Origin of the sequence: Paenibacillus sp. FSL M7-0802 (assembly GCF_038004945.1) — a bacterium.
Classification (GTDB): domain Bacteria; phylum Bacillota; class Bacilli; order Paenibacillales; family Paenibacillaceae; genus Paenibacillus; species Paenibacillus polymyxa_B.
Genome location: NZ_JBBOSD010000001.1, coordinates 6,124,288 through 6,137,620, shown reverse-complemented (window position 1 = coordinate 6,137,620; position 13,333 = coordinate 6,124,288). Strand labels below are relative to the sequence as shown.

Below are 13,333 nucleotides of genomic sequence, written 5' to 3'. Positions count from 1 at the left end.
TGATTGAACCTCTTGGGATGTGGGTTTCTAATTGAAACTTACATCCTCTTCTTTTTATTCGGTGATAATTTGATAGTGTCGAGCAATGACCAATTAAAAAGATAATTAAATAATGAAATAGGTGATTAACATAAAAAACGAAAAAAATCACACGAACGCTGATATGCTTAAATGTCTCTTTTGTGGTAAAGATGTGAGTCTCACTACTAATATGTGTTACAAACACAATAATGATGGGTTTGAACCAGAATTTTTTCCAGTACATAAAAACTGCATACAAAAGTATATGGGCAATAGCAAAGATGTTGGATATAACGATAAAGTTATAGATGTATTGCGCATGTTAAATCGTCCATACATCCATTCGTCGTGGATTAAAAATGAATGTAACTTTGGGAAATATCTTAAAGAATTGTCCTTGTCTCAAAATAAGGCACTTACATTTCATGATAGTGAATTCGCAAAAAATCCTACCAAAAATGAAACAGATAGCTCAATTTCAGATGAATTGAGAATGTTTTGGAGAGGCTATAGTGACGAAGACATAAAAGAGCTTGATTTTAATTTTTCGACTTTGACTGAGGGTTATGAATCAGAAAGTTTAGTTCAAGAAATGTTGTTGAAACAAATCGCTGTAACACAGTTAAAAGCTAATAGATCTACTAATACTAAAGAATATACAGATTTAGTTAATACGATCAGCAAACTAATGACTGATGCCAATATAAAACCGACACAGAAGAATAGCACAAATCAATCAGAAGCTATATTCGGTGCATGGATAAAAAAAATAGAAGAAGATGAGCCTATACCTGAGCCATTAAAAGAATTCAAAGATTTAGATAGAATAAATAGATATTTAGATAAATATTTTATATCTCACTTCTCCAAGCTTTTTGGGATTAGATCGGGTAATGAGAGTGAAGTAGAATGAGAAAAAGTAAAAAAAGTAGCAAGACGGAAGTTACAAAAGAAAAAGTAAAACTATGGGCATCGTTTTATAGAGAGAACCCACATAGATTTGTATTTGATTATTTGGGGATTAAATTGAAACTATTTCAAATTATCCTTTTTTATATGATGAACAAGTCTACATATTTCATGTATCTAGCTGCACGTGGTCAAGGAAAGTCTTGGATAATTGCTCTTTACGCATGTGTGAGGTGCATACTTTATCCGGGTACAGCAGTTGTTATTGGATCTGGAACAAAAGGACAGGCAAGTTTAATAGTAAAAGAGAAGATAGCATCTAAGCTGATGAATGACAGTGCAAATTTAAGCAGAGAAATAAAACACATAAACAGTGGAAAAGATGAAACAAAGGTTTATTTTCATAATGGTTCAAGCATTGAAGCGGTAACTTCAAATGATAATTCACGAGGATATCGCGCTAATATTCTAATTTTAGAAGAATTTAGAATGATAAAAAAAGATATACTCAATACCGTATTGCGAAAATTCAATGCTACACCCCGACAACCTAAATATTTAAATAAACCAGAGTATAAGCATCTAGGAGAAGAAAATAAGGAAATATACATAAGTTCAGCATGGTATAAGAATCACTGGTCATGGGATAGAGCATTAGCATTTAAAAATTCAATGTTAAAAAGAAAGAATTATTTTGTCTGTGGTTTACCATATCAATTATCTGTTGACGAAGGGCTATATTCACAAACAAAAGTCGATGAAGAAATGCAAGAAGATGATTTTGACGCTGTAAAATGGCAGATGGAAATGGAATGCTTATTCTTTGGTGAATCAGAAAAGGCATATTATAAAATCAACGATTTTGAAGAATGTCGCACACCCAAAGTAAAACCATTTTATCCTATTGATAATGTTGATTATGTGGCAGGAATAAGAGCGAATTATAGCAAGCCTAATAATGAAGTCAGAATTATTGGTGTAGACGTTGCGATGATGGGTGGCAAAGAAAATGACAATACCATATTTACTTGCATTAGATTAATACCTAGAAATGATAGTTACGAACGTCAAATTTCATACATAGAATCTATGAATGGGCAACATTCTGAAAAACAAGCCATACGCTTAAAGCAATTGTATTGTGATTTTAGCGCTGATTATGTAGTTATGGATACTCAAGGTAATGGGCTTTCTTTATATGATGATTGTGCAAAGGTTTTATACGATGAAGAACGAGATATTGATTATCCAGCTTGGTGTGCTATGAACAACGAAGAAATGAGAAATAGAGCATTGGACAAAAACGCAATCCCTCTTATTTACTCAATTAAAGCGAATGCTCAAATAAATCATGAAATTGCTCTAAGCTTTAGGAATGCTTTATTAAAAAAGAAAATTCAACTATTGGATAATGAGATAGTTGGCAAAGAGTATTTGACTGAAAAATATAACTTCCAAAATGTGAGTACAAACGAACAAGCTAAACTTCTTGCGCCATATTATCAGACAACTGCCCTCATTAATGAGTCAGTAAGCCTTGAATATGATATCAGAAATGGACTTGTAAAAGTATATGAAGTTGGAGCAAATCGTAAAGACAGATATTCTAGTGCAGCATACGCTAATTTGTATGCTGATGAGTTGGAAAGGGAAAAGTTTTCTAGTGATTCTGACGATGAGTACGACTATCAATTTTTCCTGAATTAACATAGAAAGGAGTGAAGGGATTATAAATGACAAACAAAGAAGAAACATATGAACATAATTCATACTATTCAATGGAATGGGTAGATACAGGTAAAAAACAGTATAAAGCAAGTCTAGAAACGCTTAGTATGTGGATGAGGGATCACATTGTATTTAACAAAGAGATTCGCGATTTATCTGATTTTCTATACAATTCATTTGGTGCATATGGTCGAGTAATTGATTACATGGTTTCTTTACCTACGTTAGATAAGGTGGTTTATACAACCAGCAAGAAATCAAATAGCAACAAGAAGAAGGAATTATATAAAGAATCTCTAAAGAAAATGAAAGATGAAGTCTTGACGAGAGATATTGTTAGGAAAATAGCGAAATGTGGAACTTATTTTGGTTATTTCCTGTCTGAAGAGATGCTACAACTAAAAGGTACATATTCTGAATATGAGTTAGAAAAAATCATTGAATTAAACAACAGTTTTAATTGTGGAGTAATGAGTCTTCCTATTGACTATTGTACGATTGTTGGAACGCAGGATTCTAGTTATGTTATGGCTTTCGATCTTTCTTACTTTGATCAATTCAGAAGTAATGGATTATCTCAGAAGTTAAAAAGATATCCTAAAGAGATTAGAGAAGGATATGTTAAATTCAATAAGTCCAGAACTGAAAAGTGGATTGTTTTAGATAACACCAAGACAATTGTTGTTAAAACAAGAGCCGATATTTCTGAACGATGGGGTAGACCATTAGGATTGGGCGCTTTTGTAGACATTCTTTTTGATCAGGATTATACCGATGTCAAAAGGAATACTATTCAAAAAGCTAACGGACAAATCTTTTATCAAACTTTTCCCGAAGGCAATAAAGAAGGGAAGTCCATCCTTTCTAATAAACAGCAAGAGAAGCAGCATAGCGACATAAGAAATGCAATCTTTAATAAAAGAGATGGTTCGGGAACTAACTTTTTCTCTATTGCTCATGGAACAACTCTCAATGAATTAAAAATTGATTTGGATATCCTTACTAAAATAAAAGATGAAGATTTAGTCAAGAGAATTTCAACAAATCTAGGGTTTGCCAGTTCCCTTTTGAATGGTGAGGACTCGAATTTTTCTAGCCAAGAGAATAATTTGAATTTGATTTCTTCTGAAATTTTTCAATGGATTGAGCAGGTTCAAAATGAGTATGACAAGGTAATCAATAAAAACATTATCAAAGATAATGACTGTATTGTTCATATCAATTACCTTCCAATAACTCATCTTAACAGGGATAAATTTAAAAATAACGCCAAGGAATTATATACTTTAGGACGCGGTTCTCTGAAAGCTTGGATTGCTGCATCTGGATTCAATATTGATGCATATTTGTCATTAATGGAAGAAGAATTAGAAGAAGGATTGGATGAAAAGTTTCCTCCACATCAAACCTCGTTTACACAATCATCGAATGATACTAAACCGACTGAAGATAATCCCACCAATGAGAATACAATAAAAACTAAATCAAATAATGCAAACAACAACCCTGTACCCAAAGGAGGTGAATAATGATAACGTCAATACTTGAATTAAATCAAAAAAACGAAGTAACAGGTCGAACTTTTATTAGGTGGGTAGTTCATGAGATACACGAAAACAATCAATTTTTTAATGACAATGGTATTAGTTGGATAGAACAATATGTTTTAAACAATATTGATTCTGCTAAAGGAATGCCTATCTGTGTTCAGTTTTTAGATTGGGACAAATCTGAACCGTTCGGACATGGGATGACAAGCATAGAAAATGATGAGCCGAAATTTCAGGATAGTGCTGTTGTCGGCACTACTGAAAATGCATATATAGACACTGTTGAGGTTAATGGACGGACTATTAGGGCATTGGTTGCAGAGGGTTATATTTATGAACAAAGATATCCCAACTTTGTAACTTGGCTTAAATCTAAAATGTATGACAATGATTTCCCAAAAACATCTGTGGAGATTTGTACAAAGAAGAATTCAGGCAACAGTAAAATTATCTATGAGTCCGGTTGGAAGGAAAAAGGTAGAGTGCCTATGATCTATGATTATACGGGCGATGCTATTCTTGGAATTAAACCTTCTGATGAAAGTGCCGTTTTACTCGAACTTAATCATCTTAATAACAAAAATAATAAGGAGGAAGAAAAAATGAATGAAGACCTACAAAAACAAATTACAGAATTGAATCAGAAGCTTGAAGAAGCTAATGCTACAATCCAAAGTTTGAATAAATACAAAAAGGAAAGTGAAGCAAAGCTTCTTATTGCTGAACTAAATAGCAAACTTGCTAACTATTCCAATGAAGAAAGGGAAATTGTTAAAGAGAAGATTGCAACCTTTAACACAGAGCCTTCCACCGAAGGGATTCAGAATATTGTGAGTGAGATTAATTCGTACATTGTTCAGAAGATTTTTGAAAATCGTAACAGCAAGAAGGATCAAGTTGAAGTGAATAGTGCTTCAAACGTTTACGGTGACATGTTCACGAATGAAAAATCTAAAGAAGACTATTCTAGCATTTATTAAAAATTGGAGGAAATAGATTATGTTTAAGTTTGGAACAATCGGAGCCTTTAAACAGGTTCGTAATAACCCACGCACAAAAGCAACAAGCGAATTGAAAAATGGATATGTTGTATTACCTGACAACGCTACTGGACTAGCTCCAACAGCAGCTACACCAGTACAAGCAAAAAGTACCGATGTACACGTTGTATATAACATTATTGATAAGCCTGAAATTCGCAATTCTGCTGATTTTAAAATTGAAATTGGTGAACATGTTCGGGCTTTCAGACTTGCTGATTTGGCTGGCTTGCCTGTTGAGTTGTCATATGACGCCGTAAAAGATGATTACGCAGCTATTAAAGTAGGCGACACTCTTGTACCTTGCGATGATACCTCCGATCCAACAGCTAAAGGAAAATGGAAAGTATCTGCTGATGCTGATTATAAAGTATCGCTCAAGATTCTCGAAAAGACAACTTTTGGAGACAAAGGTTTTTATGTAGAAGTACTAGTAAAATAAAAGATAATTTAAGGAGATTTTATACATAATGACAACATCTTTTGAATTTAATTCAATGAACAACATTAAAAACACTGCTGATTTTAGCAATCCAGAATTGAAAAAAACATCGCCTGTAGTAGAGATTTTCAGTTCTATTGCAAGAGGTAATGATGTTAGTAGATTTGATTCTCAAAAAGTAGACCAAGTTTATGCACGATTGAAAGAGTTGGGTAGTCAAGCTCATGCTGGCAATATGTTTGCCAAAGCAGAAATTAATAACATTGTCCGCTATGACATTGAACCAAGGCTTCAACAAATGATTCAGCTTGCAAGTTTTTTGGGAACATTTAAACAAATTGGCTATGACGAACAGCCGATGATGAGAACATATAAACATGAATCTATTCGTAGTAATTTCCAAGCATCGCAAGGTGACGTTAGCTTTGGTACTACCCAATGGGATGAATATCCTATTAGTACACGAACTATCTCTTCCGGTTTTGCGGTTAACTATCGTGAAATTGCTAGTGGTAATTTAGATAAAGTTGGAGAAGGAATGCAACAGGTAGAAGTGGATATGATGAATAAATCTGTTTATTACATCATTTTCAAATTGTATGAGGCTCTGAAAAATGCAAAAGGAGTAAAATATTTTTCTGAGAGCGCTGGTATTTCTGAGACTGCATTGAAAGAAGTGCTAAAGAAAACTCGTCGCTTTGGTAAACCTTCTATTACTGGTGATTATTCTGTTGTGTCGCAATTGAATGACTTTATTGGATTTAAAGCCGATCCAACAGACGCTAAAAGTACTTTCTTGTCTCAGTCAGTTATGGATGAGATTCATCGAACTGGCCTCCTATCTACCTATAAAGGAAGTCCTGTCGTAGAACTGCCTAACCAGTACGATTTGAATTCATTGAATGCAGCCGGAGATAATTTTAAAACGTATCTTCCAGAAGGATTATTGTTTGTAATTCCCCAAGGCAATGTTTCTCCTTTGCAAATTTTCCAACGTGGTGGCGTCACTACCATGACAGGAAACGATATTGTAACAGGAACAGAACTTACTCGTTTCGATATGGAATTGGGCGCTGGTGTTGCTAAAGGTCGTGAGTATGAAATTGCTCTTATTTCTGATACCAATTTTGAAGCACCTGTAATTAAATAAATTGATTAAGGGTGATTAGTAATAGTCACCCTTTTTATATAGTGGAGGTCTATATGTCATTTGACGAAAGCAAAAAAGTAAAAGTAAAAAATATTTGCACTTGGGATCTATATGTTAATCGAATTGAGAGCAATGGAGATTTTAAAATTGCTGCTAAAAAATCGGTGAGTGTACCAATCAATGAAATCATTGCCCAAGTAAACGAAAACAATCGTCTTTTCACTGGTGATGATGAAAAAGGAACTAATGCAAGAGTTTATATTGAAGATGATGAGCTTAGAAAGTATTTGGGTTTTGATTCTGAAGAAAGTAAAGAGAAACAAGACATTTTAACAGAAGACGAAATTGTCAAAATACTTAACTACAAGACATTCTCAAGTTTTAAGGAAAACATTGAGAAAAAGGTTCTTTATCCATTTCAGAAGTCATTGCTTATGGAAGTTGCAATTAAAAACAAGCTTAATGACCTTGCAAAAGTTCAGTTTATTGAAGAATACACTGAACTCAAATTCACTAAATAATAGGAGGTTGTATCATGGCAACTTCTTATGAAAAAGTGAAAAAATCTTTTTTCTCAAAACCGCAATCACCTGTAATTCTTCCTGATGGATTAGTAAAAGAGTTTTTTGAATCTGCTTTGAGTGAGTTTGAATTAGAACTTTATGAACTCAATTGGAACGATGATAAAAATGAATTTGAGGGGAACTTGAAAGGATCAGAAATTAACCTTTTAGGAAGACTCATGTATATCGCTTATTTGGAACGAGAAAATGACAGGATTATAAAACTGACAAATATCGTAGGTAAAGATGTTTCACTTACAGGTCTAGGAGACTCAAAGAAGTACACACATCAAGCTCTGTCTGATCAAAACGATAAAGCGGCAGCTTTGAAATACATGCTAAAGAATAATAGTTTCTATGATGAGGGTTAATTATCATGTCTGAATCTTGGTATTTGATGAATCAAACATATTATTCTGGTTTTGAGAGAGAGCAATTCGATAATTATGCAGCTAGTGGTTTTTCTGAATTGTTGAACGTTTCTCCTGAAGCATATACAGTGACGATTAATGGTTTAGAAGAAAAAGTTATAATCCAACAGACTACAAAAGATAATATATTAAAAATATTAGGTAATATTGAATCTTTTGCTGCTGGAGACATTGTTACATATAAAGGACATGATTATTTAATCAATCTTCTTCCTCAAGATAATCGTATGTATCAGGTTAGTAAAATGGAGATGTGCAACATTAATTTGAAATGGCTAGATGAAACAGGAAATATAATTTCCTATCCATCGGTTGTTTACTTTAATACACGTTCAAGTTTTGGTATTGAAGAAGGGAAAATAATGAACCTTGTTGATGGACGCAGACAGACCGTACTTCCTAAAAATAAAGATACGGTTAAAATTCGTCGAGATCAAAGGTTCATTATTGGTGGGGATTTATTCAAAGTAAATGATGTTGATTTTGTGAGTGATGAAGGATTAGTAAATCTAAGTTTTAAATCAGATACATACAATTCCACAACCGATAATTTGGAATTAGGCATTGCTGATTACAATGGGAAAGTTGCTGATTATAAAGTAAATATCCTCAATCGGGATGTTACTGCATTCAAAGTTGGCGAGACTTTACAGTTAAATGTAAAGGTAACTAATCGAGATGTTCCAATGGAAGCAGTAGTTACATATTCTTCGTCTGATGAATCTATTGCTACTATTGATGAAAATGGAATGATTACCGCAATTGCAAAAGGCTCATGTATCGTTACAGCAGAGTACAAAAATGTGTCCGATTCTATTCAGTTAAATGTAATAGAAGATGTAGTCAATAATTACTCGGCTGAGATTACAGGCGATGATTATATTAAATATAATATGATCAAAACTTTTACTGCGATTTTCAGAAACAACGGAACGCAGCAAGTAGATAAGAGTCGGTTTTGGATTACTGGATTAGATGGCGAAGCTACAACGCTTGCTACAATCACAGAACAAAATGAGACTGAAAATACTTGCAAAGTTAAAGCTGGTAACAAAAAAGGCTATGTATTGTTGCATACTGAAAACAGTAGTGGTCTATCTCGAACTAGCAAGAAAATAGAAATCAAATCATTATTATAAGGAGGTATTTATGGAGACAATTATTAAATTCGCTGAACTAAAATTGGAGCAGTTTATTCAAGGAACCACAAACAATTGGCTAATCTTTAGTGCGTTGCCAGAATCGAAACAACATTCATCTGGTATTGATGGAGATGTTATTTTGAATGCACTGAAGGCAGTTGAAATTATTGATGCTGACTTGGATGTTACTATTGATTCAGCTTATGATTACGCTTATTCGATTTCAACAGACAATAAGCTCAAATTGGCATTCGCAAAAAGCAAACATGCAGACAAAGGTAGTGCTCTTGAAACATTGAAGTGTGTGACAATCACATATGAACTAGGTGATTTGAAAAGAAATGGTGACTATTACAGGGTAATTGCCCGTGATAATCTAGGGGCAGAACTGCATCGTACCAATCCTTTAACGCTTGATCAAATTGACAAAGTGATTAGCACTTTTGACAGCACAAGAGACGTGACCACAAGTGGGTATGTGAAATACGAAATCAAACCAGACTTTATTCTGAATTAGCATGTCTAGGTTTCAGGAATTAGGCAAAAATCGTTTAGTCGTGCTTCAGCAGCTAACTAGCTCACAAGATCTATGTAAGGCATTGCATTATGATGATAGAGATTATTTGGATAAACCAGATATTGAAGATACCTCGGAACTGATAAGCAATAAGATTTTCCCCTATGGTCACGTTCCCAAATTAGCTGATACAGCGTCCTCTTATCTTACGTTTTCGTTTAAAGATTATCGTCCAGTCAAGAATTCGTTTAAATCTGGATTGCTTCATTTTCAAATCATTGTACATAAGGATTTAATTTCTACTGACTACGAAATGCTGAGATATGACCATATTCTAGCTTGTGTTGATGAACTGTTCAATGAGAACAGAGAGCTAGGGATTGGTAAATTGGAATTCTATCGTATGGATGAGATGTTTGTTAATGAGCAATATGTAGGGTTTTATTTGCAATACAAACTTTGGGAATTCAATTAGGGTGATGATTCGCTTTGATAATTAATCGCCTAGAAACTTTATTCGGTGAACCACATACTTTAGAGAATGGGATTAATATCTATTCTCCTTTATTAAGAGATATTGTGAGAGCTAAAGAATTAAACTACATGATACATCTTAGTTTCTGTTCATTCAATAAAAAGAAAATTCTTGTCGATATGTTTAATCTCAGCCCAGAAGAATTTGAGCAATTTGGAAACGAAGACGATTATACTTCATTAATAAAAATTGTATCTGTCGTGCCATACATAGAAGAAGCTCTATCTTTTTTTGTACGAGAACAGGTGGACTTTAAAGAAGAAACATTCTTTGTAAATGGACGTGAGTTTGTAAACAAAGATAATTATAAATTTGTTTCTAAGATTATATATGAATTAAATGGAGTTTTTGTTGAAGAGCAAAAAGAAATGAAATTTAAAAATAATCGAACTAAGGAAGCATATGAAGAATTTATTAAACTTCAAAAGAAACATAAGAAAAAAGAAGATGGACTTGAACTAAAAGAAATTGTGTCAATATTGATTTGTTCCGAAGGTAACGGCATAACACATTTTAATATGGGCGATTTAACTATCTATCAAGCATACGAACAGTTTGAAAGATTAAGTATGAAAGAAAATTATCGGACAATAGTACCTCTTTGGGCAAATGGGCATTTAAAAGAGGGAGAAAGACCGCCAGAATGGAAAACAAAAATAAAATTTTAGATTTCTAATTCGCATAAATTGCGGATTTTTTAATTTATACATACTTTAGGAGGAATTTATTTAATGAAATTAGGACGTTACGGTTCACGGGAACTTATGAAGTTGCAGATTCTTGATTACCAATCGAGTACACCAGTTATGTACATGGATTATGCAAATACTTCTTCACAGGAAATTCAGTCAAGTCGTGTATATGCTATGGGTAATGGTACTCGTCGTATTGCATGGGATGGTGAGAAAACTGCTACATTGACAGTTGAAACTCAAATTTTCTCAATGGAACATCTTGCTTTGTTGGCTGGCGAAGAAATCAAACGTGGCAAACAGAATATTTATAAAACTCAGGTTTTGACAGTTACTGATGTTGGTGGCAAACTGCAAGTCACTTTAAGTAAAACTCCGATTGGTGGGAAAACTGAATTTTCTGCTTTCTTGTTTGAGAATGGTATTATTTCCAATAAGACACCAATTCCTGTTGCAACAATTACTGACAAAATCGTAGAGTTTGATTCTACTGCAACAATTAAAGCAGGAGATGAAGTAGAGGTTTACTATCGTTCAGAAGTGTTGGATGCGGCAAAGCTATCATTTACAGCCAAAGGATTTCCTAAATACGTAAAACTTATTGGTGATACATTCTATAGTGATGAAGTTGCCACAGAAAGTGAAGTTGCACTTGTTCAAATGGTCTACTATAAAGCAAAATTGCAGCCTAATTTTACAATTGCAACTAGCTCTGAGGGAGACCCAAGCGCTCTCACGCTAGTATTTGACCTGTTTCCACAAAAAGTTGAGGGTACAGATACATTGATTGATATGATTCTTTATGAAGACGAATAACAACAACTAATTAAATACAGCAGGGGATTAAGTTCCCCTGTTATTACATTAAAGAGGGATAGTGAATGTGTGATTTAACAATAGATGAAGTATCAAAAGCTGTCGATAATACATTCACATTAAAGAAAGTAGTTATTGACGATAAGACTTTTAGTTACTATGAGAATTTTAGAAATAGCGAAATAGAAATATTAGTATCCGAATACTATGATATATACGACAAAGTACATGAAATTAATCCGAGTTTCAAACTTCTTAAAGAAGGTTTAATTGTCAAGCATTTCACTAAAATAGGATTAGAACGAATGAGTTTTAGTATGCATAGAGATATAAAACGTTTCATTAAAAATATTATACAGTTGAATGATATGCAATCAAAAAATGAAGACATTTCATATTTAGATAAATTTATGTCAATGTTTTCAAAAGACGATATTGCCAAAGTTGAGAAGATGCTAGAAACTCAAAGCGAGGTGGGTAAAATGAATTACGCCACGACAGATCATTTTTATGAACAAATTGGAATGAATTTCACTTGGGTTAGAAATGAATTGAAAGCTACAACAGAAGATATTGCAAAATTCTGTTCGTTAACCATTGATGAAATTGAAGGATTCGAACAAGGACATTCATTACTTATGGACATTCATACATTACAAGATATATACATGAAAGCACTCATGGACTATGCAAGAGAACACGGTATTCATTTTATGCCTTTGTTGTCGCGTATTTGTGAAACGAAAATGTAATCATGATAAAATACGAATTTGATTAAATTGAAGCTACCTTGAAATGGGTACTTCTTTTTTGCGTTTATAGGGAGTCAAAAGGAGTCACGATTTGAAGGTTGACTTACATACAAATTAATTGGAGGAATAAATAATGGCTAAAAAACTAACAGCAACAGACCTGAATAAATTAAGTAAAGGAATCAATAAAACGAAGACACATCCAATTCTGGATGGACAATTTGAAGTAACCATAGATCAACACTTTAAAAATAGCTCAATCAACAATATTTTTACTGGACTATTTGAAGTCGTTAAGGATATTAATAAATCGGAACTAACTGAATTGACGTTTAGTAGAATTGCTCAACAAATTGGAATGACTTTGATGCTGCGTGAATTTACTGATTTGCCTATTCCGAATAAAAATGATTTTCAAACTTTGATTAAAGTATATGAAAACTTATTGAATACAAATATCTTTGTAGAAGTAATGAACAAAATGCCTGAAGATCAAATTAGAAAAGTAGAAAAGCGCTTTAAAGATATTAAATCTACTTTTGATGAAATTGAAAGAAAAGCAAACGAAACGACAGCGACAACTGCCCCTGGTGAGGTCGAACATAATGGCGACAGCGAGTAACTTTAGAGAGCTTGAGAAGCTAATAAAGCAAAAAGTTACCTCATCTCTACAAGTTGAAGTAGCGCAAAATGTTAGGGAAACAATGAAGGAGAAAGTTCAGGAGGAAGTCTATAATGTATACGCTCCTACAATGTATCAACGACAAGAAGACCGCGGGGGATTAATTGATGATAAAAACATTATCATACATCCAGTCGTTGGAAACACATTGACAGTTGAAAGTAGACGTATGGATGGCGACAAGAATGTTGGACAGGTTGTCGAAACAGGGATTGGATATGATCATGAGTTCGCTTATTCTGGTCGTCCTCGTCCATTCGTAGAAAAAACTGCTGAGGAACTACGTAATACAAATGCTCATGTAGCTGCTCTACATAAGGGGCTAGTTAGACAAGGGTTAAATGTCGAAGTGAAGTAAATACC

16 protein-coding genes are annotated in these 13,333 nt (G+C 33.6%); all 16 read left to right on the top strand.

Annotation, left to right across the window (positions count from 1 at the left end; all coding sequences use genetic code 11):
* Positions 1-121: 121 nt before the first annotated feature.
* The 16 genes from MHB54_RS27985 to MHB54_RS27910 all read left to right on the top strand — a co-directional run bounded on the left by MHB54_RS27985 (position 122) and on the right by MHB54_RS27910 (position 13,328).
* Entirely contained in the window at positions 122-934 is an 813-nt protein-coding gene (locus MHB54_RS27985) for a hypothetical protein (protein ID WP_340982106.1), read from the top strand.
* The gene (locus MHB54_RS27980) at positions 931-2,637 is read left to right on the top strand and encodes a terminase large subunit domain-containing protein (RefSeq protein ID WP_340982105.1); all 1,707 of its coding nucleotides are present in this window, start codon (positions 931-933) and stop codon (positions 2,635-2,637) included. The genes MHB54_RS27985 and MHB54_RS27980 overlap by 4 nt, the downstream gene beginning before the upstream one ends.
* Before the next feature lie 26 nt (positions 2,638-2,663).
* On the top strand, positions 2,664-4,187 hold the full coding sequence (locus tag MHB54_RS27975; protein ID WP_340982104.1) for a hypothetical protein: 1,524 nt from the start codon (positions 2,664-2,666) through the stop codon (positions 4,185-4,187).
* Positions 4,187-5,188 carry a hypothetical protein gene (locus tag MHB54_RS27970; protein WP_340982103.1) on the top strand — a complete coding sequence of 334 codons (1,002 nt, stop codon included), beginning with the start codon at positions 4,187-4,189 and terminating at the stop codon, positions 5,186-5,188. The genes MHB54_RS27975 and MHB54_RS27970 overlap by 1 nt, the downstream gene beginning before the upstream one ends.
* Positions 5,189-5,207: 19 nt before the next feature.
* Positions 5,208-5,690 carry a hypothetical protein gene (locus MHB54_RS27965; RefSeq protein WP_340982102.1) on the top strand — a complete coding sequence of 161 codons (483 nt, stop codon included), beginning with the start codon at positions 5,208-5,210 and terminating at the stop codon, positions 5,688-5,690.
* A gap of 28 nt (positions 5,691-5,718) precedes the next feature.
* Entirely contained in the window at positions 5,719-6,840 is a 1,122-nt protein-coding gene (locus MHB54_RS27960; protein WP_340982101.1) for a hypothetical protein, read from the top strand.
* 53 nt (positions 6,841-6,893) lie between these two features.
* A complete protein-coding gene (locus MHB54_RS27955; RefSeq protein WP_340982100.1) occupies positions 6,894-7,361 on the top strand; it encodes a hypothetical protein in 468 nt (155 codons plus the stop codon).
* A 14-nt stretch (positions 7,362-7,375) separates the two neighbouring features.
* Positions 7,376-7,774 (top strand): hypothetical protein, encoded by a 399-nt coding sequence (locus MHB54_RS27950; RefSeq protein WP_340982099.1) that lies wholly within the window; start codon positions 7,376-7,378, stop codon positions 7,772-7,774.
* Between the two features lie 5 nt (positions 7,775-7,779).
* Complete coding sequence (locus MHB54_RS27945) at positions 7,780-8,973, top strand: Ig-like domain-containing protein (protein ID WP_340982098.1); 1,194 nt, start codon at positions 7,780-7,782, stop codon at positions 8,971-8,973.
* Between the two features lie 10 nt (positions 8,974-8,983).
* On the top strand, positions 8,984-9,493 hold the full coding sequence (locus tag MHB54_RS27940; RefSeq protein WP_340982097.1) for a hypothetical protein: 510 nt from the start codon (positions 8,984-8,986) through the stop codon (positions 9,491-9,493).
* A gap of 106 nt (positions 9,494-9,599) precedes the next feature.
* The gene (locus tag MHB54_RS27935) at positions 9,600-9,968 is read left to right on the top strand and encodes a hypothetical protein (RefSeq protein WP_340982096.1); all 369 of its coding nucleotides are present in this window, start codon (positions 9,600-9,602) and stop codon (positions 9,966-9,968) included.
* Between the two features lie 14 nt (positions 9,969-9,982).
* Positions 9,983-10,696 (top strand): hypothetical protein, encoded by a 714-nt coding sequence (locus MHB54_RS27930; RefSeq protein WP_340982095.1) that lies wholly within the window; start codon positions 9,983-9,985, stop codon positions 10,694-10,696.
* Positions 10,697-10,759: 63 nt separating this feature from the next.
* Positions 10,760-11,536, top strand: coding sequence for a hypothetical protein (locus MHB54_RS27925; RefSeq protein ID WP_340982094.1), 777 nt, complete (start codon positions 10,760-10,762; stop codon positions 11,534-11,536).
* Between the two features lie 65 nt (positions 11,537-11,601).
* Positions 11,602-12,288 (top strand): hypothetical protein, encoded by a 687-nt coding sequence (locus MHB54_RS27920; RefSeq protein ID WP_340982093.1) that lies wholly within the window; start codon positions 11,602-11,604, stop codon positions 12,286-12,288.
* A 133-nt stretch (positions 12,289-12,421) separates the two neighbouring features.
* On the top strand, positions 12,422-12,910 hold the full coding sequence (locus MHB54_RS27915) for a hypothetical protein (protein ID WP_340982092.1): 489 nt from the start codon (positions 12,422-12,424) through the stop codon (positions 12,908-12,910).
* Entirely contained in the window at positions 12,894-13,328 is a 435-nt protein-coding gene (locus tag MHB54_RS27910) for a hypothetical protein (RefSeq protein ID WP_340982091.1), read from the top strand. The genes MHB54_RS27915 and MHB54_RS27910 overlap by 17 nt, the downstream gene beginning before the upstream one ends.
* Positions 13,329-13,333: the final 5 nt, after the last annotated feature.